Origin of the sequence: Flavobacterium notoginsengisoli (genome assembly GCF_014207905.1) — a bacterium.
In the GTDB taxonomy this organism is placed as follows: Bacteria; Bacteroidota; Bacteroidia; order Flavobacteriales; family Flavobacteriaceae; genus Flavobacterium; species Flavobacterium notoginsengisoli_A.
In genome coordinates this window covers 429,079-455,362 of the sequence record NZ_JACHLB010000002.1, presented here as the reverse complement: position 1 = coordinate 455,362, position 26,284 = coordinate 429,079, and the positions used below count along the sequence as shown (strand labels likewise).

Sequence of the window (26,284 nt, the reverse complement as noted above, 5' to 3'; positions counted from 1 at the left end):
GATTCTTTTATTTTTGTTCCAGCACCCGGTCTAATTCAGCTTGCATATCTAAGAGCGACTGCAATTGCTCAAAATATTCCAATTGGGTCTTATTTAAGGTATCCCAAGCATCAAAAAGCTCAAATAGATCACCCGTATTCTGCTCGTAACTAAGTTGGGTTGTTTGAAAATTTTTCTTTAATGCAGGAACGATGTTTCCTTCATACAAAGCAACCTGTTGCTTTTTGTTAGTTATGGCTACCATCAAGCCTTCTGATTGTCCGGAAGCATCATTAAGCATCATTTGTTTCTGTGCCTGATATCCTTCCATTTTCCATTTTAGGCTTTCTATGTTTGCTTTGTATTGTTTAGATGACCATCCTGCAATAGGTAGTTTTACCATTGCCATTAATGTATATTGGCCAGGTACACCTCCAAATCCAAACATATGGTCATACCTGAAACCAAATTGCGGCTTCAGCTTTGTCCGCTCCAAATTTTGTTGCAGGCCAGCTAAACGAAAGTTACCATCAATGGCTTTAATATCACTTCTATGTTCACTGAAGTACGAACTGTCTACTTTATTGTAGTCTTTTAAACGGTATTCGGGATCTATCTCAAAATTTTCATTTTTATCCCTGTTCATCAGTGTGTTTAACAATATTTTTCGCTGCTGGATCTCATTTTTTAACATAATGCGTTGGTTTCCCAAATTTCCAACAGCGGCCTTTGCTTTATAGTAAGCATTTATTTTACCTAAACTATTTTTATACCTGATTTCTGCACTTTGGATCATGAAATTCAAAGCCGTTTCGCTTTCATCAATTACTTTTAACTTCTTATCCAGTAATATCCAGGCATAATAACTTTTCTTGGCAGCTGCATAAAGCTCGTTCAAGGAAGCCTTTTTAGCTTCACGGTCGTACACCGATACAGCCGCCATATATTTCGCATTAGCATCTAATTCACTTTTATTGGCAATCATCTGCTGAACAGAAATCATATATTGACCGGCTCCACTTGCTCCTGATGGATCACGTTTCCATAATCCCACATTGTAAGGTACCATATATAGTCCGGTACCAATTTCAGGAGCCATCCAGCTTCGAGCGCCTTTTGCAGCTTCATCTGAAGCACGAATGTTTGCATCGTACATTTTAGCCACCGGATGATTTACAGCTATTTTATTTAAAATGCTATCTAAATTCATGCGTGATTGGCCATATCCAAAAGCACTAAAACTTATTATGGAAATGACCGTTATAAGTATCTTTTTCATCGTCTTAATGTTTTACGTCCAATACTTCTATTTTTCCGTATTTCCTCAACTCGTACTCTTTACTCATTAAGAAAATAATTGGGGTGACTAACAGGATATGTATAGAAGATGTAAATACGCCTCCGATCATAGGTAGAACGATAGGTTTCATCACATCACTACCGACTCCGGAACTCCATAAAATAGGCACCAAACCAAACAATGCTACGCATACGGTCATCAGCTTAGGACGTAGTCTTTTTGCTGCACCATGTAATACATATTCACGGATATCTTCACGAGTAATGGTCTCGCGTGAATTCCCTTTTAGAGCAACCAATTGTTGCATGGCATCATTGAGATAGATCACCATGACAATACCGGTCTCGACCGCCAGGCCAAACAGTGCTATAAAACCTACTGCCACAGCTACCGACAGATTTACGCCCCAGAAATATACCATGTACGCCCCACCGATAAGCGCAAAAGGAATTGTAATTAAACTTAACAATGCTTCACGTGCGGAATGAAAAGCAAAATACATGGATACAAATATGATCACAAGCACTAAAGGCATAATCATCTTTAAGGTTTTCTCTCCACGAATCAAATTCTCATATTGTCCGCTCCATTCCAGAAAATAACCTTTAGGAAGTTTCGTCATCATATTATTTAATCGGGCCTGTGCTTCTTCGACAGTACTACCCAAATCCCGATCCCGCACATTAAACAATACTGTTCCTCGTAATAATGCGTTTTCAGAATTAATCATAGGAGGACCTTCCGACAGGCTAATGTCGGCCACAGCTTCCAAAGGAATAGGTCCAAATTGACTGGTCTGCACCTGGAGTCTTTTTAAAGCACCGAGATCATCGCGAAAATCCTGCGCAAATCGTGCATTTACAGAAAAACGCTGTCTTCCTTCGACCGTTGTAGTTAGACGAACACCTCCCAAAGCGCTTTCCACAATGTTATTTACATCATCTACAGTCAGGTCGTATCTTCCGATTTCCTCACGTTTAATCGCAATATCGATGTATTTACCACCTGTGATTGGTTCAACATAAAGGTCTTTAACACCTGTTATCCCTTGTAACTCCTGTTTGACCTTTTGTGAAAAAGCAGCTATGGTATCCAAGTTCTGTCCATATACCTTAACTCCGACATCGGTGCGGATACCGGTAGAAAGCATATTGATCCTATTAATGATTGGTTGTGTCCAACCATTTGTAACACCAGGCATTTGTAGCTTGTTGTTCAGCTCATTGATAATATCCTCTTTTGTCTTTCCTTTTCGCCATTCACTTTTAGGTTTCAATAGGACAATCGTCTCAATCATACTGATTGGTGAATTATCCGTTGCTGTATTTGCCCGTCCAGCTTTACCCAATACGTTCTTTACTTCCGGTACAGATGCTATTAATTTATCTTGCACCTGTAGTATTCTTTTAACCTCAGAATTGGAGACATCGGGCAGTGTTACCGGCATAAATAAAATTGACCCTTCATCCAGTGGTGGCATAAATTCTCGTCCTAGACTCATAATCATAGGAATACTGATGATTAAAGCCAAAATATTAATACCAATGGTGGTTTTTCGCCACTTCATACAGATTCTTAGTAAAGGCTCGTAAACACGTTCCAGTACGCGATTCACTGGATTGGCATTTTCGCTTCTGAATTTACCTTTCATAAAAAAGGAAATTAGTACAGGCGCCAGTGTAACAACCAAAATCGCATCCACCAATAGGATAAATGTTTTGGTATAAGCCAGCGGATGAAATAATTTACCTTCCTGACCAGTTAATAAAAACACAGGAAGAAAAGACGCTATAATAATTATCGTAGAAAAAAATACTCCTCTGGATACCTGTTTACAGGATTGTTCAATAATTGCTAAACGTTCTTCCTTGGGTATTTTATAATAACTATTGTCTCTGATTTTTCTAAACAAATTTTTCATTCTAATCTTTTTTAGGTGCGTGTTTAGCCTGCCAATCTGCCAGGTTTCGATAGGAGTTCTCAGCCATGATAATACCATTGTCCACAATTACACCAATTGCCAAGGCAATACCGGTCAGCGACATGATATTCGATGATAATCCAAATGCGTTCAATAAAATAAAACTGATCGCTATTGTAATTGGGATTTGTATAATGATACTAACAGCACTTCGCCAGTGAAATAGAAAAACAATCACAATTAAGGATACGGCAAGCATCTCTTCACCAAGCTTACCTTTGATGTTCTCGATTGCAGCTTCGATCAGTTCACTGCGGTCATATGCTGTTTTAAAATGAACGCCTTCCGGCAGTCCTTTTTCGATTTCCTTCATCTTGGCCTTAACAGCGCTGATTACTTTGTCGGCGTTTTCACCATAGCGCATCACAACGATTCCTCCGACAACCTCTCCATTTCCATTTTCATCAAAAATACCCAAACGGAGATCTCCTCCCATCTGAACACTGCCGATGTCTTTTACACGTACCGGAATACCGTTGTTATTGGCAACAGCTATATTTTCTATATCTGTTTTGTTTTTTATATAGCCCAAACCGCGGATAATATAACCGGCATCGCTCATCTCAAATTTCCGGCCACCGACATCGTTGTTGTTCGCTTTGACTTTATCTATGATATTTGTTAAGGAAAGATGATAGAATTGAAGCTTTGCGGGATCGACGATAAGTTGATACTGCTTTTCAAATCCACCAAATGAAGAAACTTCCGAAACTCCAGGAACAGTTTGGAGTGCTAATTTCACATACCAGTCCTGGGTAGCTCGTTGTTCACCTAAATCCATGCCTTTTGCATCCAATGTATACCAAAAAACATGTCCAACACCAGTTCCATCAGGACCCAATGTTGGCGTTACATTTTGAGGTAGTAGTCTCTGCGCATAGTTTAGTCGTTCCAGTACACGGGTTCTGGCCCAGTATATATCGACATCATCATCGAATATGATGTAAACAAAGCTCATCCCAAACATGGAAGTACCTCTGATATTCTTTACCTTGGAAATCCCTTGGAGATTCGATACTAAAGGGAAAGTCACCTGGTCTTCCATGATCTGAGGACTTCGGCCCATCCATTCTGTAAAAACAATGACTTGATTCTCTGATAAATCAGGAATAGCATCTATCGGATTTTGTTTAACTGCAAATACACCCCAGACAAACAGGGATAGTGCTATTGCTAGCACTATATACCTGTTTCGGAGTGACAGTTCAATCAATTTTTGAACCATGACTTTTTTATTTTAGTTTTTCCTGAACAGAACCACATGACAACATTGCACTACCGTAGTAAGGGTTTTTGATTTTGTTTTCACTACTTAACCAAATTGCTCCCTTTTTATCATTGTACATCGGGCAATGTGCTTTGTACATTGTTTTTCCTATACCTACATTTTTCGCCAGCTCGTAAAAACGCTCACTTAGATGACTAAATGCCTGTCTTTGTTTAGCAATATCAGCCTGATTGTTGATGATTTCAGTACTGTATTTTTTCAATGCCTTTAATTGCATTTCTACTGCAGCTTTTTTGGACGCTTCGACATCCTTTACTTTAACTTGATTCAACGCTTCTAAAATTCCAGAAGCTGCTGTTGATGCTTCTTTTGCATCATCGGACGCCAATGCACCAGAAAGGTGTTCATAGTGCATATATAAACCTGAGAAACTATTTGAACTTGCCATGTGGTCATCACTCATCTCCATATTTTCCATACTTGCCATGTGAGCATCATTTTTGTTGCTCATTTCATCAGTCTTCATGTTAGCCATTTCTTCTGCGCTCATAGATGCCATAGCGGTATCCATTTTTGAAGTTTCTTTTTGTGAGTTATTACTGCACGAAGCCAAAAAAGTTAACGTGATGATACTTAAGATTAGATATTTCATTGTATTCAATTTTTAGTTATTTGTTTATTGATTTTTAATTTTAATTGAAGAATTTTCTTCTTTTTTTAGGGCATAAAAGTCCCTGTCAATATGCATTAGCCATTGAAAGAGAAGGTAATTTGAATACCTTCTTCAGATTTAGGAAAAGATGATCTTTACGACTCGTTTTTTCCTATATCTACAAAATATCTATCTTGGGAGGCACCCATATCGGAATCACATGGGAGGTAAATTGCGGGTATATATTTTTACTCAAAATCTGATTACTATCAATAATGATCGAAGAGTTCTTCGCATCTGATTGAAAAATAAAAAAATGAGTTCTATGGCATAAACTCAAACAGCAATTTGAGTCACAGGTGCTTGGGCAACTTTTCCCCTGATGTGAATGTGGCTTACAACAACAATCCAAATCACAGTTTTTTTCTTGACTGCAATCTTTCATTGTTTGAGACATTCCACATTCAGAAACATCATTATGATGATCAAGCTGATAATGTGCAGAGAAAAAGAATATCTGACTTGAAAACGCAAGAATACATATCATCCAACTCATTGATCGAGCTAGTTTGTTTTTGATGGATGATATGAATTTAAAATGCGCCATTTTTAATAATAGAGAATCTATATGTTATTTGAAGTTATTTCGATACACTTCGGTCGTCATTCCACAGAACGATACCTAAACCTAGGGGAATCAGATCTTTTAGAATAAAAAAGTCCGTCACTGGAACGCCATCGACACTTTTCCACACACCTGGTGTTGTAAACAAGAAGCTAATCGTGATTACAAAAGTTAAGATTAATAAAGCACCAGCATACTTCAACAGTTTGTTTATTTTCAGTCCTACAATAAGCAAAACTGCGGTTGCAATTTCTACCAAACCAATGAAGTTGGAGACTCCTTGAACACTCAACACACTATACATCCATGACAATAATGGTTGATTTTCCATCAAAGGTTTTATTCCTTTAGCTTCAGTCGGTGTAAATTTGAATATACCGATCCATAATAGTACGAGTGCTGTCCCTAAGATCATCACAATCATACCGGCATTCTGTTGTTTTTTAGCTGGTGTTTTCATAACTATTTATTTTTAAAATATTTTAGTCCAATCGTTAGAAACGTCTTAAATTCATCCTTAGACATATAACCCGATACAGGTTTATTGATTACCTGTCCCTCAGGTGTAAGTAAAACATAATGCGGTTGCGAGTTATTATTAAAATTAATCTGCTGGAATAAGGACCATTTATCGCCTATGGTTTTAATCTTTTTCTTTTGACCATTACCCAGATCAACAGCCTTTTGCTCGGTTTTTGGTAATTCTTCCCGGTCATCCACATAGAGTGATACAAGAACTAAGTCATCCTGCAGAATGGGCAGTATATCATCTTTACTCCAAACAAACTCTTCCATTTTACGGCAGTTTTCACAGCCGTATCCTGTAAAATCTAGTAAAACAGGCTTATTTTCTTTCTTTGCAATTTCAAGACCTTTGTAGAAGTCATGCTCCGGATGTAATCCCAAAATACCATCACTCGGATTTGAATAGAGGCTGACATTAAGTGGAGGAAGAATTCCGCTTAACAAGGTCAAATTAGGTTTTGTTGTAGGAAATAGCCCTATTGTCAGATATGCAATGAAAACCGCTGTTAATCCTCCAATTATTTTACGGGTTTTTCCAATCTTTTCATCCTTCCGGTCATATGGGAACTTTATTTTACCAAATAAGTACAACACTAATGCGATTCCAATCACGACCCAAATCGCCACAAAAACCTCTCTTTTCAATAAAAGCGTTTTGGATACCAAATCGGCCTTAGAAAGAAATTTCAATGCCAGTGCAAGTTCAAGGAATCCCATCACTACTTTCAATGTGTTCATCCAGCTTCCTGATTTTGGCAAAGACGACAATACCTGTGGAAATAGCGCCAGAAACCCAAAAACCAAGGCCCATGCCAGTCCGAATCCTCCCAACGCAAACGTCAATAATAACGGAACATTGGTCGAGGTCGATGCGACACCTCCCAATAAACTGCCCAGAATCGGACCGGTACAAGAGAATGATACAATAACCAGTGTCAAGGCCATAAAGAATATACCTACGATTCCACCTGCTTCCTCTGCTTTTGAGGATTTGTTCAGTAACCAGCTCGGTAATGTAATGTTGTAGTATCCGAAAAAGCTCAGGGCAAAGAATAAGAAAACAACAAAGAATACCAGGTTTAACCAGACATTGGTTGCAATCTCGTTAAATACACTTCCACTGACACCCTGCAATAAGTGAAATGGGATACTCAGACTCAAAAATATACCTAAAATAAATACACCATAAATAATAGCATTTCTACGGCCTTTTGCCTTGTTTTCACTACCTTTTGTGAAAAATGATACCGTCAAGGGTATCATCGGAAAAACACAAGGCGTTAATAGTGCTATTAATCCACCTAAAAAACCTAGTATAAAAACCAATCCATTTCCTGATTCAGTTACAGATTCGACAGCGCCCTCCGTAGTTAACGGATGCGTAATATCTATACTTTGCACTTTAAGTTCAGTAGAGTTCAGTAATTCACCTGAACTTGCATTTTCTTGCTTTATCGCATCTTTTCCCTGTAATGGTGCATTAATGGTTTCTTCAAATTCTAGTGTATTAGGAGCCAAGCAGACTTTATCATCACAAACCTGATAAGTGATCTCGCTGCTGACTTTCGCTAAGGCATTCGGATTTTTTAATTTAAACTTTTGAACAAAATCAACTTTATCCGAAAAATAGACAATTTCGACACCAAAAGCTTTGCTAAATTCCCGTACTTTCTTACCCGCTTCTACGGTATTTCCAATCAGCTCGATATCAGGAGAATTAGTCTTAAATTCCGTCGGAATTCCACTATTCTTGGGCAAATCTTTTGAATACATGTGCCATCCTTTATCAATGCTCGCTGAAAGTACTGCCTGGTATTCATTGGCCCCGTTTTTTTCAATTTTATATTCCCATTTTACGACATTCTTTATCTGCGCATTAGCGAATGATATTGAAAAGATCAGTAAAATAATTGATAGCCAGTTTTTCATTTAATGTTAGATTTAGTTTTGATACTGTTTTTAGCTTGATTGAAAGGCTGAAAATCCAGTACATTTGAATTCATACAGAATCTTTTATGATTAGGAGCCGGACCATCATCAAAAATGTGTCCCAGATGAGAATCACATCTCGCACATAGTACTTCTGTTCTATGCATTCCATGCGAATTGTCTACCTTATATAATACGCTGTTTTTTCTCACTGTTTCAAAGAAGCTTGGCCATCCACAGGTACTTGAAAACTTTGCATCAGATCTGAACAGTTCATTTCCACATACTGCACAGTAATACGTCCCTTTGACATCACTGTCCCAGTATTTTCCGGTAAAAGCTCTTTCAGTACCTTTTAACCTTGCCACCTCATAAACACTAGGTTTTAATATTTTTTTCCATTCCGCATTCGAAACGTTTAGCTTACTTGTATCTGTACGCGAATAGTATGGATTTTGCGTCTGTGAGCTATTTGCCTGCGCTTTTGATTCAAAAGAACCCAAAAAACATAAGGCCATTATAATAGCTAAACTGTTGATGATGTTTTTCATATCCTTTATTTTAATTTTCCAGCGAAAGCCTTTTTAAATTTCTCTACCTTCGGTTTTATAATCAGCTGACAATACGGAACCTTAGCATTATTTTCGTAGTAATTCTGATGATAATCCTCTGCTTTATAGAATTTTTTGAATGGGCTCACTTCTGTAACTATTTTTTTCTGGTATGCCTTTTCTGTATCCAGCCTTGAAATATAAAACTGTGCTTCTTTCTTTTGTTCCTCATTATGGTAGAATATCGCCGATCGGTACTGCGTACCGATATCTTCTCCCTGACGGTTAAGCTGAGTCGGGTCATGTGCTACAAAAAACGCTTGTAAAAGTTCTTTATAACTTATTTTAGTTGGATCGTACACAATATTGCAGGCTTCAGCATGTCCTGTGATTCCTGTGGTCACATCTTTATATGATGGATTTTCTACATGTCCGCCTGTAAAACCAGAAGTCACTGAAATAACCCCTTTTAGCATTTTGAATTGTTCCTCCACACACCAGAAACAGCCTGCGGCAAATGTTGCTGTATCCACCTTATTTTTGTCCATCTTCAGTCTTTTGGATTTGGGGTTTCCACCACTCTGTACACTACCGTCTTTTTTTTGGGCGTTTACAGCTACTGAAAAACCCAGGATAATGGCAAATATGCCAATCATATATTTATAGCTAATTCTTGCTTTCATGGCTGATTCATTTTTTCCGCTATAGGAAAGTCTATAGGAACGTTAAAAACTTTAGTTGTGTAATTTGTAATATAGCTGTCACCTATAATATGCAGTATATCTATAATGTTTTCCTGACTGTATCCAACATTGAAACAGTTTTCCAGAAGATTTAGCTCTTTTTCTTTACCTGTGATCACGCCTTTAACAAAACTTACCAATACATTTAATTTATGGTCAAATTTCACTTGACCTTGACGTATCTGCATGATCTGCTCATCGCTGAATCCATTTAACTTACCAATCATCGTGTGTGCACTTAAACAATACAAGGATTGGTTCTCCTCAGAAACAACTAACATAATAGCTTCTGTTTCCTTCTTGGTAAGTGATACCATTCTCGTATGAAATTGATAATAATTACTGAGTGCATTTTTTGAATGCATCATCGATGCATATAGATTTGGCACCCTTCCTAATCGCTCTTTGAAATACAACCAGAAATTTTTGTTTTCTGTGTCTAAATCTTCTCCGTTGGGTATATCTATCGTTATCATTTTATTCCTTCGTTTTATTTTTTTGAAGCTTTATTTCTTTAAATTCGGATATGCTTAATCCTGTTTGGAGTTTAAAGAAACGACTAAAATGTGCGGGACTCTCAAAACCGATTTCGTAAGCAATTTCCTTTGCTGTTTTATCAGTATAGTGTAAGTATCTCTTAGCTTCCAGTATGACCCTTGTGTGGATAATTTTGGAAGGAGATGGCTGACCCAAGATCGCAAATATGTTACTTAATGTCTTGGGTGATTTGTTAAGTTGTTCAGCATAATATTTGACTCCGTGCTGGGTTTTAAATTTCTCTTCAAGCAGTAGTGAGAATTTTCGAACAATATCCATCTTTTCATCAGAGAACTTTTGGTAGCTATCATTCTGTAGTTTAGCCGTTCTAGTTACCTTTATGATGAGATATTTGAGTAATGTCCTAAGCATCTCTCCCTGAAAATTATCTTTGGAAGGCCACTCTAAGCTGAACATTTTTTGCAATTGTTCCATTTCATCAATTTCAGCTTGATTCAGCTGAATAAACATCGGATGCTCAATGCCATAAAATAAAAAACCAACACATCCCACCTCTGCATCATGATCTACAATACAATAAAACTCTCTGTTAAATTGCCAGGCGACAAGACGGTCTGGGTGTTCGAATACAAAATTTTGATTCGCCACTAGTGGCAAAATTGAACCGGCAGGCATGGTGTATGTAATTTCATCTATCTTCACCGATTGCTCTTGCCCCTTATTGTAGACAAAGGTATTTATCGGCTTACTCGGTTTCGTTAAACCTGGACCTTTAAACAGATTACAATTGACATGCATCGAGAACTGAGCCAGTGTATTATCTTTATATTCGCTTAACATTGTTTATAATTTGTATTTAATATTATTTTCAGTTACTATGTGGAACTTTTGACTTATTAAAAGATCTATCTATAGTATCTTTTCATTCTAGGGGTAGCTATTGGGGCTGAAATTCATTGCGTTATACTAAATTTACAAAATTGCAGCCGAAGCACCTCCATCAACGACAATATTTTGTCCATTTACAAATGAAGCCTTATCCATCGCTAAAAAAGCGATAACTGAAGCTATTTCCTTGTCATTAGCAACTCTCCCTAAGGGCGTTCTTGAAATAATTTTTTCAAGTTTTTCTTGATTTGTCAGCACACTTTCTGTTGCTGGTGTTCTGGTAAACCAAGGTGATACTGTATTTACTCTTATGTTATCTGTAGCCCATTCATTTGCCAAACTTCGTCCTAAATGAATTAAACCACTTTTTGAAATTCCGTAAGGAGCCCCTGTGCGGGCATCCATGATGCCCGCTACTGAAGCCACATTAATCACCACTCCCACAGTGGTCCCCTTTAAATATTGATGTAGTAACCTAGATAATTCAAATGGTGCAATTAGGTTTACCTCCAACAACTGTCTGTATTCACTCTCCAGGTAGTCTAATGTTGGTTTCCGAATATTTATTCCGGCATTATTTACTAAAATATCCAGTGATTTCCATCTGCTGTCAATCCAATCCTTCACTTTATGACGATGATCTGTGCTTGTCACATCGGCTTTTAATCCAAAAACCTGATGCCCCAATGCTCGCAGTTCCTGTTCTACCAGTTCTACGGTTTTCTCATCTCTTCCAGTAAATAATACCTGAGCTCCTAATTCAGCCAACTCAATTACCGTCGCTTTCCCAATTCCTTTAGTTCCACCTGTCACTAAAGCACGTTTATTGTTCAAATCCCAATTGCCCATCTGTTCTAGTTTTACATTTTTGCTAATGATTGTTTTCCAATTTCGATAAGTCTTGCTCCATCTACAAATCCCAAATGCTTCATAATAAGCTTTCCTTCAGGATTAAAGAACAATAATGTAGGGTAGGCAGTTACATCCCAGGTCTGGGCTAATGTCAAACCTTCACCTTTCTCCATATCTACGGATACATTAATGAAGTTTTTATTAAAGAAACTGATCACCTCTTTCTCTCTAAACGTTTGTGATTTAAGCAGCTTACATGGTCCGCACCATGTGGTATAGGCATCAACAAACACATATTTTTTATTCTTTTTTGCCATTGCTGCAATGTCTTTCCACTTACCGTCAGAAAATTTGATCTCTTTGGCCATAGTATCCATATGCTTTTTAGACATCTGTTGCGCCATAGCCATATTTCCTAAAGCGGTCAGTAAGAAAAACGCAATTGCCATTGGCAGTATTAATCTTAAACTTTTCATCTTCTTCTTTTTTATAAATCGTTAATAATAGTTTCCGCAACTACTTTCAAAAGCTGTGGTTTCAGTCTTTGCGTTATATCCGGATTGATGTATTCAAAATTTATTTTCCCTTTACGATCCAGTATAAATACGGATGGCACTGGTAATAATAATTCTGTGTTTTTACCACCACTTGATTTCGGTAATAAATCCCAGTATCCTTTTGGTGCTTTAAATGCAATACCGAATTTTTTCGCAACTGATACATCCGCATCTGACAGTAAAGTATATTTCAAATTTTCTTTTTGCGCGGATTCCATTAGCCCATCTGGCTTGTCGGTACTAACAGCCAATAACTGATACCCGATCTTGTTCAGATCCGCAGCGATTTCCTCCAGACCTGCTAACTGTTTTGAGCAGTAAGGACACCAGCCACCACGGTAGAAGATCAATATGGTGGGTTTTTCCGCAACTAGCTTATTTAAATCAACCATTTTTCCATTTTGATCCAGTAACATGGCCATTGGAATTTTTTCTCCAGCTAACAACGGACTGATATCTTCTGCTTTTTGAGGAATCATAGATGCTGTCATTTCCATATGCTCCATTTTCATCCCTTCTTGCATAGCCATCTTTTTCTCTTGGGCATTAACAGTTTGCCCTAACATTAACAGGGACAAACATCCCATCAATGCAGTGATTTTTTTTGCTATCTTATTCATGTTTTTAAACTGATTTTGCAATTGGGAAATCGATAGGCACCTGTGTTACTGCATATAGTAGATTACTGATCGTTCTGTCTCCAATAAGTAATATCAGATCAACCAGATTTTCTTTTGTGTAACCCACTTCGAAGAATTTTTCTAATGCATTGTCATTGACATGACCTCTATTCAAGGTGATTTGTTCCGTTAATTTTACCAATGCGTCAATTTTCTCTTCTGCTGAGAATTTACCCAATCTAATTTCTCGCGAATCTTCTTCTGTAATTCCTGTTGTGCGGGCAATTATGGTATGTGCACTTAAACAGTACAAACACTGATTTACTTGGCTTACGACTAAGTTCACTGCTTCAACCTCTTTTGGAGTGAATGAATTTGGTGTTTCTTCAAGCTTTATGTACGCATCCAACGCATGTTCTGAGTATGCAATAACGTTGTATAAATTTGGAACTTTACCAAAGTTTTTTTCCATTTTTTCAAAGACTTCTCTGTTCTTTGATGATAATTGCTCTTTATTTAAAAGACTGAATTGATTTTCCATTTTTTCTAAATTTTATAAATGAATAATTGTACTACAGTATCTGCTTACTGTAGTGTTACTTTGATTATATTTGGTATTGATGGCAATGTTGTGAACGCATTCGGATTAGGAACCTCCTCAATATTTTTATCTTCTGCGATTGGAGTTCCAGCTAGATTAAATTGGGTTATACTTGCACCCGGAAATTGATTTACTGCCGTTCCATTGTCAAATAGACCGATGGTATTTGAAATATCACCTTTTAACATTGCATCTACACCATTTCCTTTTGAAGCAAAGAACCAGTCATTCGATAAACCGTACATAGTCGCAATTGCGATTCGATCTCCTTTAGATACGTCAAGTTTTTGTGATACTTTACTACCTTCTTGATTACCAATTTTTGGTAACAACACAGTACTTCCTTCGGCACTTAATACGTAAACATTTTTAACACCTTTAGCGGTTTTCAGGTAATCAGCAAGGTCTGAGGCATTTCCCATTTGTGCTAGTTTTTTCAAACCTTTCCCTGCATCTTTTTGCCCCAATGTATATATCGGGTTTTCTATTCCATTATAAACAACCACAAGAACTGGGGATAATGGTGTAAAAATTCCAGTTTGTTCCTTTACATAGTTACCGATAAGACTGTTATCGCCCATTTCTGAAAGATTGGTCAGTCCATTTGCTGTTGGCTTACCAGATTCAAAAAGAATTTTTGAATTCAAAAGATTGCCTCCTGCTATATAAGATATAGCCCATACGCCTGGACTAAACGGTGTAGGATTAGTTGTACTACCAGATGTATTTTTTATTGTCAGAGTAAAAAGGGAATTACCGTCATAATGCAGTGTGGCATTTAGTAGATCTTTAGCTGGCGCATAAGTATTTCCTTGATCGTCAGAGCCGTTAACCTCTTTAATGTTTTTAGTACTGGTTTCAGCAACCCCTGGATGTGTTACAGACGCACCTGGATGTTGATTAATTCTAGTTCCGTTATCCCAAAGTTTAATTTGAGCAGACACATCGCCTTCAATTGGTGTTCCATCTGCTTTGTAAAGATTTATACCAGGGTTCTCCGGTGCAAAAAATAAATCATTTGACCAGCCATACATCGTTGCAAATGATATCGCCTGACCTTTACCCGCCGAGAATTGAAAAGATACTGATTCTCCAGGCATAATTAATGGAGATGCTCCTGTGTTTTTGAAAGTACCCGATTCTACAAGTGTTTTTGAATCCAGTACATTTTGAATGGTGATGCTATTGGATGTAATCATATTATCCATTTCATCCTCATTTTTACTACATGCCGCTAATAATAATGTTATACCTAATATTGAAAGCATGCCTAGTGATTTTCGTTTCATACAAATCTTGTTTTAAAATTATAAAGCAAAATTACCATGAACACCTGTTGCGATCGATGTCAGTTTTTCCCAAGAACATGACAGTTTTTCCCGAATATGATTTTTCTTTCTAATTTTCAATTCGAAATACATTGCAGAAGATGTATTTTTTCATTTAAGCCTTTCATTAAGTATTTGTATATTCTTAATAATTAGGATATGATCTAATTAATGCTTTTTTGACAGAGGGAATAATTGTCATCTCTTCGGGAAATTCTGTCATCAACAAATTCCAATGTCAGTTTTACCTTTGAAAACTATTACAGGTGATCTCGTTTTCCAAGTTGAGATTAAGATTTTCTGGAGAAAAATAATGAATTAGAATATTAACATTTAACAATTGAAAAATGAAAAAAATTAAGTCCTATTACGAATTAGCACCATTATTTTTGAGAGTGGCTATAGGTATTGGCTTCATTGTCCACGGTTGGGCTAAAATAAGCAGAGGTACTGGTGGTTTTGAAAAACTATTAACTTTAGTTGGTGTACCTTTTGCTCATTTGAATGCGCAATTTGTTCCTTATTTGGAATTACTGGGGGGTATAGCAGTTTTAATCGGACTGTATACAAGGTTTATTTCAATCCCTCTATTAATTACGATGTTAGTCGCGATGTTTACTATCCATATTAATTATGGCTTTAGTTCGGTAAATACGATAGGGCTAACTGAAATGGGTCCGAAGTTTGGTCCTCCAGGTTATGAAATTAATGTCATATACATTGCTGGGTTATTGAGTTTGATATTGACGGGAGGAGGTCAATATTCAGTGGATAATTTCATATCCAACTCTAAGAAAAAACTAAATAACTAATACATGTTTTAGGTATCAAAATAAAGAACCAGTTTGTGTTTTTGTATATTTGGAATCGGAATGAATATTCTGATTCCAAATTAATATCATATCGTGTTTAACTTCTTAATGGGCCGTCTGGTTCATTTAAAAACCAAAAAAATAGATGCAAAAAGTAATAGATGAAAAGACACCTGTAAAACCACTATTTTCAGAAGCCATAAAATTCTGGTTCATTTTAGGATGGATTAGCTTTGGAGGTACTACAGGACATATTACAATAATGCACGACTTCTTAGTCGAGAAAAAAAAATGGGTAAGCAATAGTAAGTTTTACCATGCCTTAAACGCATGTATGGTACTCCCTGGACCAGAAGCACATCAATTAGCCATTTATTTGGGTTGGAAACTTCATGGGAAAAAAGGAGGCATTGTGGCAGGATTATTTTTTATTCTCCCGTCCATGTTAATTTTATTAGGACTCAGTATTATTTATGCTCGTTATGGGAATACTTCACTATTGACCTCAATATTCAATGGGCTAAAGCCTGCAGTGTTAGCCATCATTTTATTTGCAACATGGAAAGTAGGTAAAAAAGCATTAATAACTCCATTTCATTTCTTCATAGCAGCTCTAGCATTTGTGCTATCTTATTTTTTTAAAATCCCAATGCCATTTATAATCTTTGGCATTATTGGTATGGGTATCTTAATTTATCTAACTGTCCCTAATTTCTTACTTCCTAAAGATAGGCTTCAACAAAAAAATGAAGAACGAATATCTGAAGATCTTTTCTACATTAATTCTAATCAGAGCAACCCAAAGATCTCATTAAAGAAATTGGGAATGCAAGCAATAGTTTTTATTGGCTTATGGCTTGTGCCTTTTTTGGTGGTCATAAACTTTTTAAATGATTCAGATTTTTGGAAAAGCTCATCCTTATTATTCACTAAAGCAGCTTTTTTTACAATTGGAGGGTCGTACACTGTTATTCCCTATGTAGCAAATGTAGTGACCAATAAAGTTATGTGGCTGACCAAAACGCAGATGATTGATGGTTTTGCGCTAGCAGAAACTACACCCGGCCCGTTGGTAATCGTATTAGCTTACATTGGTTTTATGGCAGGGTTTAATCATTTTGATGGGTCATTAATTATGGGAGTTATCGGGTTATTAGTGGCGGGGTATTTCACCTTTTTGCCAAACTTCATTCTTATTTTTATGGGAGCCCCTCTTATTGAAAGGAGTCAAGACAATCTTCTAATAAAAAGCGTGCTATCATTAGTTACAGCGGCCGTGGTGGGTGTAATAATAAATCTGGCCTTTTATTTAGGTGAAGATATTTTATTTCATAACCATGCAGTAAGCTATTTAAACATTAATGTCCTCTCATTAATTTGGGTGGTACTATCCTTGATACTGCTGTACAGATTTAAGCTAAGTATGATCTATCTTATAGTTTTAAGCCTTCTATTTGGACTGCTGAAATATTTTATAGGATTATAAGTTAGCTTTTTGAAATTTAAAGATCAGTCCGCCCAAGTGTAACTATATAGGAGTTATACTTGAAACAGCTTCAAATATACCTGCTTTGCTTTTATTGGTTTCTCATTAATATTATCTAAAGAGCAGAGGTTTCTTGGTTGATCGGCAAGATCGAACGTTTCTCATTTAAAAATCGGAAGAACAGTGAATAAATACTATAGAGAGTTAATTAAAGACTTACACGATACAACTTATTCCGACAGCGAATATGAAAGTAGCTTAATTGAGCTGGAAGAAAAAATAAACCTCATTGTTTCTAAACTTAGAGATGTAAGAAGCATAGTTCTCAAAAATGGATTTAAAGATATTAATGAGGAAATTTATTTTTTTAAACATATTAAACCTCAATTCGTTGCAAAGTTGATTTACTATAATTCGATCTATCGAATTTCGGTGAACTTGCCATTGAATAATCTTAAAAAACAAAAGAAATACATTAACAAAGAAATTTTCTACATAAGGAGGTTTTTAACTGAAAACCTATCATTTTATGGTTACTTCAGAAACAATGAGGTGAAATTTGATCATGAGTATTTTGTTCGGAAAGAATATAGTATAGATTTTCCGGTTGAGATGTACCATCTACACATAGATAATGAGTTTACAACACCATTGGATTATAAATTAGCCAAAATTATTTCGAATGATTTACTGCTTGTGTTTTTAGAGAATAAATTGAAAGAACTTAATTATATTTCTAAAAGTCCTGAAGGTCTACAGAATCAAAAAAGTAAGTTAGTATGGTCCAGCAGTAAATCAGCATTAATTGAATTAATTTATGCACTACATGCGAATGGTTCTTTTGATAACAAAAAAATAGACCTTAAAACTATCGTCAATGAAACAGAAAATATCTTTGGGCTTAGCCTAGGAGATTTCTATCATACATTCATCGAAATAAAACACAGAAAGATTAATAAAACAAAATTTTTGGACGAGATCAGAGAATCTTTATTAAAGAAGATCGAGTCTGAAGAAGATAGAAAATTTTAAAATACTCCATACTATTTCCTATAGTTTATAAAATTTATTTTTCCCAGTATATCCCAATATGGGGATAAATATTTGTTTTTAATTATAAATTTTGTCTAAAAACAACTCTATAATTATGATAAACAATGTTTTTACAATTAGAAATAAGGTACTAAGTATGGAGAATAAATTAGGCTTAGAATCTTTACCCGCTTTTGATGAGGCCTATAAGATGGTACTGTTTTTACAGGAACTTTTGGTTGAACTTAAAGCAGAAATAATACAACAGGGTTTTGTTAGTATACAAGATGAAATTGACTTTTTTAAAATAGTTAAACCAGAAATCTTAGGTAAACTAATTTATTATAATAAAATTTTTAGAATTGAGACGGGGTGTCCAGTCAGTAGTGGAAAAATGTATTTTAGGTATTATTTGAACGAGTTTAGATTGCTCAAGCAAGAATATAAAAATCACATTTCAAACTCAAATTTTTATAGGTATTACCGATCTGGAAGAACTGATAACGATGATACATACTTTCGACTGGGAAAAATTAATATTCATGATGGCCTAAATAGTTTTGTTTTTGAAGTAGAATCTAATTTTTCTACATATTACGACTATAAAGTAGCAAGAATTATCGCGAATGAATTCCTATACTCATATTTATTATCAAAAATAAATCAGAAGGACGAGCTTCATCATAAGTTTAAAAACTCGTATAATTCAAAAGATCTTCTTTGGACAGATAGTAAATCAGCCCTTGTTGAATTAATATACGCCCTTTATGCATCAGGAGTACTATCGCATGGAAAAATAAGTGCAAGGAAAATCGGTTCAGTTTTTCAAGCTTTGTTTAGGATTCCTATAAATGATCTTCACCATGCTTTTCATAGGATGAAGACTCGTGCTGGGTCAAGAACAATATTTCTTGATCATCTTAAAAACTCTTTGGAAGAATATATGGACAAAGAACCTTAAATAGTATTTATTTAAGGATAATAAAAAAAGCAATACAGAAACGTATTGCTTTTTTTTATGCCTAATGCCAATTGGCAGATACTATCTCTGGATTAAGTGGAAAGTCGTTCTGAGGAAGGAAACTGGATTTAATTTATAATTATACATATGAAAATAAATGCAAAACCAATTGGCATAGATTGGCAAATTAAATCATTGATGTGTATCAATTTTGTATAGCAATCTTAAAAATCGCAGAATGAAAATTATAACTATTGATGAAGAAATCTGGCAAAAGCTTAATAATGATATTAATGCAATTGCAGACTCGGTACGAAAACGAGAAGATCATAATTATGATGATTTATGGCTAAACAACCATGAAGTATGCCAATACCTGCATGTAAGCGAAAAAACACTTTGGCGAATGAGAACTAACGGTGATCTGGCCTATTCAAAAATCTATGGACAATATTTCTATACAATTGGAGCCATTAAGGATATGTTAAATGCTAATGCAGTACAGACCAGTAATGAGTATTTAAAAGAACTTATTGATAAAGGCAAAAGCTACGTGGAAAAAGGCAGAAAGTTAAAGTCTGATAAAAAATAGTATGAACCAATAAAAATATATCCTTATGAATATTGATCGAATCGAGTTTATAGCTTGGATGGAGCGTATTATGGATCGTCTTGACATCCTTGGCGACCATATGGATGATTTACAAAAGAAACGTAATAGTATTGATGGAGAAGAATTACTGGATAATCAGGATCTTCTTCAAATGCTTAAAATTAGTAATCGCTCTTTGCAACGGTATCGTTCCGTAGGAAAACTACCATACTACACCATTAGCGGAAAACTATATTATAAATTATCTGATGTACACCAGTTCATAAGAGAAAGCTTTACTGCTCCTTTACCTAAGTTGACAGCCAATAAGTGACAAACGCGGCCTTCAAGAGCCATTTAGCGCAAAACGATGTATGATTCCTTTACTTTCGGTTTTGAACTATAAATTTTTAGAACATGACTCAACAAACTTTAGATAAGCAAGAAAGTCCTGATCAATTATCTGATATACTATTAGTACTGGATAGGGACAAAAAGAAAATCCAGGCGGTAAAAAGTATTGATGAAAAAGGAAACATGGAAACGGTAGAACCAACAAAGAAAAATCAGAATCAGTTTATGCGCGTGGACAAAAGTGGTGATTTCTTCTCCAATTTTTTTTCAAACTTTTTTAGCCAGTTGAAAAATCCGACCAATTTTTCCTTTTTCAAAGTACCTGCACCTTTAGCAATTGATACCGCTAGTGCCATGCAGCAGCAGGTTATTAATCCTACGCCTGAAGGGAAACAATTGATGAAAAACCATGAAGTAAAAATAGAATCACAACAGGAAGAAAAACAAGTAAATCAAAATAATATGGAAACAACACAAGCAACACCGGAAACTAACGAATATCGCTATAAACCGGAGCAGATTGATTGGGAAACAATGAACAATCTCGGTTTGAGTAAGGATAAACTCGAAAAGATGAATCTACTTGATCCTTTGCTGAAAGGTTACAAAACGAATGAACTTGTACCTGTCAGTCTTAATCTTGGTACTGCCGTTACTAGAATGGATGCCAGATTATCACTTCAGGTAAATGACGATGGACAAGTAGTAGTAGCGATCCATGGTATTCGTAAGGAACCCAACTTGAACTTTGAGTTTTTTGGTCACAAGTTTACCGAAGAAGATAAAAATAATTTGCTTCAAATAGGTAATATGGGACGTGTAGTAAATCTGACTAATCCTAAAACAGGTGAAACTATTCCATCAATAATTAGTGTGGATAGACTTACTAACGAACTGGTTGCATTGAGAACCGATAAAATCAAAATTCCTGATGAAATAAAAGGAGTTAAACTTGATGATGGACAAAAACAAACTCTAGCGGAAGGAAAGCCACTTTACATAGAAGGAATGATTTCTAAGAAAGGCGCAGAGTTCAATGCTACTGTACAGTTTAATGCAGATAAACGTTATGTCGAGTTTCATTTTGATCGAAGTGGGTCTAATCAACAAATGCAGAGCCTCGGCCAAACTAATCAACAAAATGAGGTGCGAGAAGTTCCGAGAAAATTTAGAGGTAAAGAGTTGGACGATGACCAATACAATAAATTCAAGGATGGTCAGACTGTTTATTTAAGTGGATTAGTTGACAAGAAAGGTAAAGAATATAATGGCTATATCACCTTTAATAAGGAAGTAGGAAAAATAGATTTTTCTTTTCAAAATCCAAATAAGCTAAAAGAACAAGCTAAACCAACTGAAGCCCATAAAACACAAACAGCGGTTAACTCAGAAGGTAAAACGAACGAGGCAACTAAGCATATTAAGGAGCCCTTGAAATCCGGACAGAAAAGCCCCGATAGTAAGAAACAACAAGAGCAACAAGAACAGCCGAAAAATCCTTCTAAATCTAAAGGAGTAAAAAGATAACAACTAAAGACTGGTTAATATGAAAGTAGTAATAGCAGAAAAGCCCAGTGTAGCGAGAGAAATAGCAAGCTTGTTGGGAGCCACAGAGAAAAAGGAAGGTTACCTTACAGGTAATGGCTATTTTGTTACCTGGGCTTTTGGTCATTTGATAGCGTTGGGAATGCCCGAAGATTACCAAATTACTGGATTTGACAAGGCATCTTTGCCAATACTTCCAAATCCCTTTGTGCTTACTGTCCGAAAAGTAAAGAAAGATAAGCATTATACAGTTGACACAGGTGCATTAAAGCAACTAAAGGTCATAGAGCAAGTAATAAAACTGAGTGAAAGTATTGTAGTAGCTACTGATGCAGGTCGTGAAGGTGAACTCATATTCCGTTATATTTATGAATATTTGAAATGCAATAAGCCCTTTGAACGCCTTTGGATTAGCTCGTTGACTGAAAAAGCTATTAAAAATGGTTTTGAAAATCTAAAAGAAGGAAAAGAATTCGACGGGTTATATCATGCAGCACAAGGCAGAAGCCGTGCAGATTGGTTGGTAGGAATCAATGCTACCCAAGCTTTAAGTATAGCTGCTGGAAGTGGTGTCTACTCACTTGGCAGAGTACAAACACCTACATTAGCTTTAATATGCAAGCGTTACTTGGACAATAAGAACTTTTCAGTACAGAAGTATTTGCAGATAGAATTGTTACACCATAAAGAATCCATTGATTTTAAAAGCCTTTCTAAAATAAGATGGGAAGATAAAAACAGCGCAGATGAAGTCTTGAAATCAATTGAAAGATCCGGTATCGTTGAGGTCACATCTGTTGAAAATAAAAATATTACCGAACAACCTCCTTTATTATTTGATCTCACAGGTCTTCAAAAAGAAGCTAACAAAAAGCTCAACCTTTCTGCTGATAAAACACTAAATATTGCTCAAAGTCTGTATGAAAAGAAGTTTATCACTTATCCACGAACAGGAAGTAAATATATACCAGAAGACGTATGGTCTGAAATACCTAACTTGGTAAGAGCATTGCAAGATAGAGAAAATTGTAAGCAGGCTGTAACTAAAATGAAATGGGGAAGATTTAGTAAGCGTATCGTTAACGATTTACGAGTTACTGACCATCATGGATTGCTGATTACTGACAAAATCCCTTCGGCACTATCAGCAAAGGAAAACGCGGTGTATGATATGATTGCCTTTCGATTATTGGAAGCTTTATCTCAAGCATGTGTTAAAGAGATCACAGATATAGGGTTGCAAACATTGCATTATGATTTTACAGCAAAGGGTTGTAAAATCATTGAAGTTGGCTGGCGTGGTATAAAAGGTAGCTTCACAGATGAAGATATAGAGCCGTTAAAGGATATACCGGTACTGAAAAAAGGTGATGAACTTAAAATCAAGGAAGCATCTGTTCTGGAAAAGAAAACAAAGCCACCAGTGCTATATACCGAGGCCGGACTTTTATCAGCTATGGAATCTGCAGGAAAGGAAATCGAGAATGAAGATGAACGCAAAGCATTGCAAAATATCGGTATCGGTACCCCAGCTACAAGGGCATCAATTATAGAAACTTTGTTCACCCGTCATTATATTCAAAGGGATAAAAAATCTTTAATTCCAACCGAAAAAGGATTACAAGTTTATGAATTAGTTAAAGACAAAAAAATTGCTGATGTGTCAATGACTGCAGAATGGGAATTGGCTTTACAACAAATAGAGAATAACGAAAGTGATGCTGGTAATTTTCAAATTAAAATGGAAACCTATGCCACAACCATAACTCAGGAACTGTTACAGTCAGTTATTGTTCAAACCAATTTACCAAAGCTTATCTGTCCAAAATGTAAGTGCAAGGAGCTTGTAATTAAAGATAAGATTGTTAAATGCCCTGATGATACTTGCAATTGGTTGCAGTTCCGTAATGTGTGTGATGTACAAATCAGTATAGGCGATATAGAAAGCCTTATCAATAAAGGAAAAACTTCGCTCATCAAAGGAATGAAAAGTAAGGCAGGAAAGAAGTTTGATGCCTATATCATACTAAATGAGAAATCAGAAAGCTCATTTGAATTTGTGAACAATAAAAGCTCTAAAAAATAATGGATAATAAAACTATGATTAGTTCCCAGGAGATCAGGAATCTAATATATAACATACGTGGTAAACAGCTGATGCTAGACAGTGATTTAGCAGCCTTGTATCAGGTAGAAACAAAGAATCTCAATCGGGCTGTAAAACGAAACATTGAAAGATTTCCTGAATCATTCTGTTTCCAATTGACTGAAGAAGAAGTTCAAAACTTGAGGTTCCAATTTGGCACCTCAAGTTTAAATCACGGCGGTAGACGTTATTTACCAATGGCTTTTTCTGAATCAGGAGTAGCAATGGCTTCTGCCGTTCTACGATCTGAAATTGCTATTAAGGTAAGTGTACAAATTATGGAAGCTTTTGTAGAGATGCGAAGGGTGTTAATTAGCAATTCCCCTCTTTTTGATCGCTTGGATAGAATTGAATTAAAGCAACTTGATACGGATCAAAAATTCGAAGAAATCTTTAAGATATTGGAAAGCGATAAACTTCAAAGCGAAGGAGGTATTTTTTACAACGGGCAAGTTTTCGATGCTTACACTTTTATTTCTGATATTGTGAGAAGTGCTAATCATTCGATTATTCTCATTGACAATTATGTTGACGACACTGTACTAACATTACTAGGTAAGCGTAAGCCATCGGTAACCGCAACAATTTATACTAAGAATATCAATAATCAGCTACAATTAGATTTACAGCGTTACAATACTCAATATCCGACTATTGATATCCATCTTTTCACTCAGGCCCATGATCGCTTTATAATTATTGATGGACTAGAATTGTACCATATCGGAGCATCATTAAAAGACCTGGGTAAAAAGTGGTTTGCATTTTCAAAAATGGATATTGAGGTTGGGAGAATGTTACAGCTTCTAAACGGCATTTAAGTCTATTAAGATATTGTTCCCCAATCTTTCAGACCACTGGCTTAGAAATTTATAAGCTACATTTTGCACAATAGGAAGTTTGCTGATTACATTTTCAACATACTGAACATCTACAGTAATTCCGCCGTGAGCAATTTTATTACGTATGTCATTATTATCATTAATCCATCTTTCATCCCCGTCTATAAATTGCCAGTCCACACATTCACCCCAAAGAGTAATAAAACAATCCCATATTTTATTAATTATACCCTGTCTTGTTCTTTCATTGTCATTGCAGTAGCCATCTGCAACAACGCTAATGGCATTCCACAATGCTAAAAACTTATCGAATGGGTCTTCTGTATATAATCCCTTTCTATACCAACTAAACGCCCTCAAAAGCCTATTTTCGTTTAAATTTAGATCGCGTGCTATCCTAAAGCAATAAATAAATTCTGCTCTGTCAATAACTGCTCTAATATTATTTCCCCCCTCAATTTGCCTATATTCATTTAAGCTAACATTTAGGGGAGAATTTGTTCTCATCGCTAAAATATCAAGCATTTTACCTACAAAAAGTAATGCGACCTTATATGCACGGTCCTGATCTGCGGTAAACACCGTAGTGGATATTAGAAATCCTTGTTTACTAGGTCTTATCGAAATGTCGCTTTGAAAAATATTTCCAAGATCAAGTTCTTTCTCCGTACTAAAATCTATTGCCCTTTTTATCAAAACCGATCCATATACTAATAATTCAACATTAAATACTCTCATTCTTCCTCTCTTTTTTGAATTGGTTCTCTAAAATAATAGTGTCAAATAAAGGTGTGATTTCACTAAATGGTTTAACGAAAACTGATTTAGTACCAGCATTTACTGAACATAAAACCCCGATGCATTGTAAATTTTGATTTAAAACTGGAGAACCGCTAAGACCAGCCCAGTCCTCCGAATCAGTAATTTCTTCTTCGGTGTTTAAAAGCATATATCGACCATAGGTATCTATATATTTTAAATTATTCTTGAATGTGTTTTCTCTATGTAGGAAAAGCCCCTTAAACGTAGGTTTTATCTTTCCATAAACATAATAAGTATCTTCTAACGTGGGCTCTACAATGTGCTGATCCAAAAACTCAAATTTTTGTTCGTGTGGAGCCACCAAAAAATTACCGTTTTCGTCCCTAAAGCCTTCATCAGTTAAGAATGGAGCCTCGAATTTGGTGTTGTCAACTAAACTGACGGCAACATCAATTAGTTGAAAATTTAAATCCTTCTTTGAAATATCAAAACTCTCCATATAATAAAAGCCCCCTATTGGAGTCATTACAGTAGAAAAGTTCTCCTTGTTGCTTATATTATTAAATATACCTACAAAATTATCGACCCCGGTTCTTGCATTTATTTCATGATCTTCGATATGAATGTTATGGTCAGCGGTAACAAAGAATAAATTGTTTTTATAGTTTATAAAAAAACCTGCGCCAAACGCCAATGGCTTTGATTCAAAAGAATTCTCCTTTGAAATTGCAATCTGATAAGTTGTCTTTACTAGTACTTCAGTGAGTTGGAATTTCTTTTCAATTAGATTACTCATTATTCATATAATATTTAGAGAATTAAATCAGAACTTATTTTCTGTCAAGTTCGAGAAACTAAAAATACAAAATATTTCCCGACGTCTCGTGTTTTACGT

The 26,284-nt window shown here is 35.8% G+C and carries 26 protein-coding genes; 9 read left to right on the top strand and 17 right to left on the bottom strand.

Annotated features, from left to right (window positions below):
* Positions 1-7: 7 nt before the first annotated feature.
* The 15 genes from HNP35_RS08825 to HNP35_RS08755 form a co-directional block, all read right to left on the bottom strand.
* Complete coding sequence (locus HNP35_RS08825) at positions 8-1,258, bottom strand: TolC family protein (protein ID WP_184160448.1); 1,251 nt, start codon at positions 1,256-1,258, stop codon at positions 8-10.
* A gap of 4 nt (positions 1,259-1,262) precedes the next feature.
* On the bottom strand, positions 1,263-3,200 hold the full coding sequence (locus tag HNP35_RS23885) for an efflux RND transporter permease subunit (protein WP_184160447.1): 1,938 nt from the start codon (positions 3,198-3,200) through the stop codon (positions 1,263-1,265).
* A 1-nt stretch (position 3,201) separates the two neighbouring features.
* A complete protein-coding gene (locus HNP35_RS23880; protein WP_184160445.1) occupies positions 3,202-4,485 on the bottom strand; it encodes an efflux RND transporter permease subunit in 1,284 nt (427 codons plus the stop codon).
* Positions 4,486-4,492: 7 nt separating this feature from the next.
* Positions 4,493-5,140: a DUF3347 domain-containing protein gene (locus tag HNP35_RS08810; protein ID WP_184160443.1), complete on the bottom strand. Its 648-nt coding sequence runs from the start codon at positions 5,138-5,140 to the stop codon at positions 4,493-4,495.
* A 641-nt stretch (positions 5,141-5,781) separates the two neighbouring features.
* On the bottom strand, positions 5,782-6,225 hold the full coding sequence (locus HNP35_RS08805) for a DUF417 family protein (RefSeq protein WP_184160441.1): 444 nt from the start codon (positions 6,223-6,225) through the stop codon (positions 5,782-5,784).
* Between the two features lie 2 nt (positions 6,226-6,227).
* On the bottom strand, positions 6,228-8,219 hold the full coding sequence (locus HNP35_RS08800) for a protein-disulfide reductase DsbD family protein (RefSeq protein WP_184160439.1): 1,992 nt from the start codon (positions 8,217-8,219) through the stop codon (positions 6,228-6,230).
* Complete coding sequence (gene msrB / locus HNP35_RS08795) at positions 8,216-8,737, bottom strand: peptide-methionine (R)-S-oxide reductase MsrB (protein ID WP_246453452.1); 522 nt, start codon at positions 8,735-8,737, stop codon at positions 8,216-8,218. Before msrB ends, HNP35_RS08800 begins: the two co-directional genes overlap by 4 nt.
* 38 nt (positions 8,738-8,775) lie before the next feature.
* A complete protein-coding gene (gene msrA / locus HNP35_RS08790) occupies positions 8,776-9,453 on the bottom strand; it encodes a peptide-methionine (S)-S-oxide reductase MsrA (RefSeq protein WP_246453407.1) in 678 nt (225 codons plus the stop codon).
* Positions 9,450-9,989 (bottom strand): carboxymuconolactone decarboxylase family protein, encoded by a 540-nt coding sequence (locus tag HNP35_RS08785; protein ID WP_184160435.1) that lies wholly within the window; start codon positions 9,987-9,989, stop codon positions 9,450-9,452. Before HNP35_RS08785 ends, msrA begins: the two co-directional genes overlap by 4 nt.
* A 1-nt stretch (position 9,990) precedes the next feature.
* Positions 9,991-10,851 (bottom strand): helix-turn-helix domain-containing protein, encoded by an 861-nt coding sequence (locus tag HNP35_RS08780; protein WP_184160433.1) that lies wholly within the window; start codon positions 10,849-10,851, stop codon positions 9,991-9,993.
* 132 nt (positions 10,852-10,983) lie between these two features.
* On the bottom strand, positions 10,984-11,748 hold the full coding sequence (locus HNP35_RS08775; protein ID WP_184160431.1) for an SDR family oxidoreductase: 765 nt from the start codon (positions 11,746-11,748) through the stop codon (positions 10,984-10,986).
* An 11-nt stretch (positions 11,749-11,759) separates the two neighbouring features.
* A complete protein-coding gene (locus HNP35_RS08770) occupies positions 11,760-12,227 on the bottom strand; it encodes a thioredoxin family protein (protein ID WP_184160429.1) in 468 nt (155 codons plus the stop codon).
* A gap of 11 nt (positions 12,228-12,238) precedes the next feature.
* Positions 12,239-12,928, bottom strand: coding sequence for a peroxiredoxin-like family protein (locus tag HNP35_RS08765; RefSeq protein ID WP_221433434.1), 690 nt, complete (start codon positions 12,926-12,928; stop codon positions 12,239-12,241).
* A 4-nt stretch (positions 12,929-12,932) separates the two neighbouring features.
* The gene (locus HNP35_RS08760; protein ID WP_184160427.1) at positions 12,933-13,469 is read right to left on the bottom strand and encodes a carboxymuconolactone decarboxylase family protein; all 537 of its coding nucleotides are present in this window, start codon (positions 13,467-13,469) and stop codon (positions 12,933-12,935) included.
* Between the two features lie 44 nt (positions 13,470-13,513).
* The gene (locus tag HNP35_RS08755) at positions 13,514-14,818 is read right to left on the bottom strand and encodes a spondin domain-containing protein (RefSeq protein ID WP_184160425.1); all 1,305 of its coding nucleotides are present in this window, start codon (positions 14,816-14,818) and stop codon (positions 13,514-13,516) included.
* A 386-nt stretch (positions 14,819-15,204) separates the two neighbouring features.
* Here HNP35_RS08755 and HNP35_RS08750 point away from each other — a divergent pair, with 386 nt between their 5' ends.
* The 9 genes from HNP35_RS08750 to HNP35_RS08710 all read left to right on the top strand — a co-directional run bounded on the left by HNP35_RS08750 (position 15,205) and on the right by HNP35_RS08710 (position 24,606).
* Positions 15,205-15,669, top strand: a complete 465-nt coding sequence (locus HNP35_RS08750) for an HvfX family Cu-binding RiPP maturation protein (protein ID WP_184160423.1) — start codon at positions 15,205-15,207, stop codon at positions 15,667-15,669.
* 145 nt (positions 15,670-15,814) lie between these two features.
* On the top strand, positions 15,815-17,155 hold the full coding sequence (gene chrA, locus HNP35_RS08745; protein WP_184160421.1) for a chromate efflux transporter: 1,341 nt from the start codon (positions 15,815-15,817) through the stop codon (positions 17,153-17,155).
* 183 nt (positions 17,156-17,338) lie between these two features.
* Complete coding sequence (locus HNP35_RS08740) at positions 17,339-18,187, top strand: RteC domain-containing protein (protein ID WP_184160419.1); 849 nt, start codon at positions 17,339-17,341, stop codon at positions 18,185-18,187.
* 115 nt (positions 18,188-18,302) lie between these two features.
* A complete protein-coding gene (locus HNP35_RS08735) occupies positions 18,303-19,148 on the top strand; it encodes an RteC domain-containing protein (RefSeq protein WP_184160417.1) in 846 nt (281 codons plus the stop codon).
* 238 nt (positions 19,149-19,386) lie between these two features.
* Positions 19,387-19,740, top strand: coding sequence for a helix-turn-helix domain-containing protein (locus tag HNP35_RS08730; RefSeq protein WP_184160415.1), 354 nt, complete (start codon positions 19,387-19,389; stop codon positions 19,738-19,740).
* A gap of 25 nt (positions 19,741-19,765) precedes the next feature.
* On the top strand, positions 19,766-20,074 hold the full coding sequence (locus tag HNP35_RS08725; RefSeq protein ID WP_184160413.1) for a helix-turn-helix domain-containing protein: 309 nt from the start codon (positions 19,766-19,768) through the stop codon (positions 20,072-20,074).
* A gap of 83 nt (positions 20,075-20,157) precedes the next feature.
* A complete protein-coding gene (locus tag HNP35_RS08720) occupies positions 20,158-21,621 on the top strand; it encodes a DUF3945 domain-containing protein (protein ID WP_184160411.1) in 1,464 nt (487 codons plus the stop codon).
* Between the two features lie 19 nt (positions 21,622-21,640).
* Entirely contained in the window at positions 21,641-23,725 is a 2,085-nt protein-coding gene (locus HNP35_RS08715) for a type IA DNA topoisomerase (RefSeq protein ID WP_184160409.1), read from the top strand.
* Positions 23,725-24,606 carry an ORF6N domain-containing protein gene (locus tag HNP35_RS08710; RefSeq protein WP_184160407.1) on the top strand — a complete coding sequence of 294 codons (882 nt, stop codon included), beginning with the start codon at positions 23,725-23,727 and terminating at the stop codon, positions 24,604-24,606. Before HNP35_RS08715 ends, HNP35_RS08710 begins: the two co-directional genes overlap by 1 nt.
* Here HNP35_RS08710 and HNP35_RS08705 read toward each other — a convergent pair.
* Positions 24,592-25,365 carry a methylamine utilization protein MauJ gene (locus tag HNP35_RS08705; protein WP_184160405.1) on the bottom strand — a complete coding sequence of 258 codons (774 nt, stop codon included), beginning with the start codon at positions 25,363-25,365 and terminating at the stop codon, positions 24,592-24,594. The two genes, HNP35_RS08710 and HNP35_RS08705, sit on opposite strands and share 15 nt — an antisense overlap.
* Positions 25,352-26,185 carry a hypothetical protein gene (locus HNP35_RS08700; RefSeq protein WP_184160403.1) on the bottom strand — a complete coding sequence of 278 codons (834 nt, stop codon included), beginning with the start codon at positions 26,183-26,185 and terminating at the stop codon, positions 25,352-25,354. The genes HNP35_RS08705 and HNP35_RS08700 overlap by 14 nt, the downstream gene beginning before the upstream one ends.
* Positions 26,186-26,284: the final 99 nt, after the last annotated feature.

Excerpts from the sequence above, each read along its gene's own strand:
- HNP35_RS08825 (WP_184160448.1), bottom strand. The coding sequence starts at position 1,258 with ATGAAAAAGATACTTATAACGGTCATTTCCATAATAAGTTTTAGTGCT.
- HNP35_RS23885 (WP_184160447.1), bottom strand. The coding sequence starts at position 3,200 with ATGAAAAATTTGTTTAGAAAAATCAGAGACAATAGTTATTATAAAATA.
- HNP35_RS23880 (WP_184160445.1), bottom strand. The coding sequence starts at position 4,485 with ATGGTTCAAAAATTGATTGAACTGTCACTCCGAAACAGGTATATAGTG.
- HNP35_RS08810 (WP_184160443.1), bottom strand. The coding sequence starts at position 5,140 with ATGAAATATCTAATCTTAAGTATCATCACGTTAACTTTTTTGGCTTCG.
- HNP35_RS08805 (WP_184160441.1), bottom strand. The coding sequence starts at position 6,225 with ATGAAAACACCAGCTAAAAAACAACAGAATGCCGGTATGATTGTGATG.
- HNP35_RS08800 (WP_184160439.1), bottom strand. The coding sequence starts at position 8,219 with ATGAAAAACTGGCTATCAATTATTTTACTGATCTTTTCAATATCATTC.
- msrB (WP_246453452.1), bottom strand. The coding sequence starts at position 8,737 with ATGGCCTTATGTTTTTTGGGTTCTTTTGAATCAAAAGCGCAGGCAAAT.
- msrA (WP_246453407.1), bottom strand. The coding sequence starts at position 9,453 with ATGAAAGCAAGAATTAGCTATAAATATATGATTGGCATATTTGCCATT.
- HNP35_RS08785 (WP_184160435.1), bottom strand. The coding sequence starts at position 9,989 with ATGATAACGATAGATATACCCAACGGAGAAGATTTAGACACAGAAAAC.
- HNP35_RS08780 (WP_184160433.1), bottom strand. The coding sequence starts at position 10,851 with ATGTTAAGCGAATATAAAGATAATACACTGGCTCAGTTCTCGATGCAT.
- HNP35_RS08775 (WP_184160431.1), bottom strand. The coding sequence starts at position 11,748 with ATGGGCAATTGGGATTTGAACAATAAACGTGCTTTAGTGACAGGTGGA.
- HNP35_RS08770 (WP_184160429.1), bottom strand. The coding sequence starts at position 12,227 with ATGAAAAGTTTAAGATTAATACTGCCAATGGCAATTGCGTTTTTCTTA.
- HNP35_RS08765 (WP_221433434.1), bottom strand. The coding sequence starts at position 12,928 with ATGAATAAGATAGCAAAAAAAATCACTGCATTGATGGGATGTTTGTCC.
- HNP35_RS08760 (WP_184160427.1), bottom strand. The coding sequence starts at position 13,469 with ATGGAAAATCAATTCAGTCTTTTAAATAAAGAGCAATTATCATCAAAG.
- HNP35_RS08755 (WP_184160425.1), bottom strand. The coding sequence starts at position 14,818 with ATGAAACGAAAATCACTAGGCATGCTTTCAATATTAGGTATAACATTA.
- HNP35_RS08750 (WP_184160423.1), top strand. The coding sequence starts at position 15,205 with ATGAAAAAAATTAAGTCCTATTACGAATTAGCACCATTATTTTTGAGA.
- chrA (WP_184160421.1), top strand. The coding sequence starts at position 15,815 with ATGCAAAAAGTAATAGATGAAAAGACACCTGTAAAACCACTATTTTCA.
- HNP35_RS08735 (WP_184160417.1), top strand. The coding sequence starts at position 18,303 with ATGATAAACAATGTTTTTACAATTAGAAATAAGGTACTAAGTATGGAG.
- HNP35_RS08730 (WP_184160415.1), top strand. The coding sequence starts at position 19,387 with ATGAAAATTATAACTATTGATGAAGAAATCTGGCAAAAGCTTAATAAT.
- HNP35_RS08725 (WP_184160413.1), top strand. The coding sequence starts at position 19,766 with ATGAATATTGATCGAATCGAGTTTATAGCTTGGATGGAGCGTATTATG.
- HNP35_RS08720 (WP_184160411.1), top strand. The coding sequence starts at position 20,158 with ATGACTCAACAAACTTTAGATAAGCAAGAAAGTCCTGATCAATTATCT.
- HNP35_RS08715 (WP_184160409.1), top strand. The coding sequence starts at position 21,641 with ATGAAAGTAGTAATAGCAGAAAAGCCCAGTGTAGCGAGAGAAATAGCA.
- HNP35_RS08710 (WP_184160407.1), top strand. The coding sequence starts at position 23,725 with ATGGATAATAAAACTATGATTAGTTCCCAGGAGATCAGGAATCTAATA.
- HNP35_RS08705 (WP_184160405.1), bottom strand. The coding sequence starts at position 25,365 with ATGAGAGTATTTAATGTTGAATTATTAGTATATGGATCGGTTTTGATA.
- HNP35_RS08700 (WP_184160403.1), bottom strand. The coding sequence starts at position 26,185 with ATGAGTAATCTAATTGAAAAGAAATTCCAACTCACTGAAGTACTAGTA.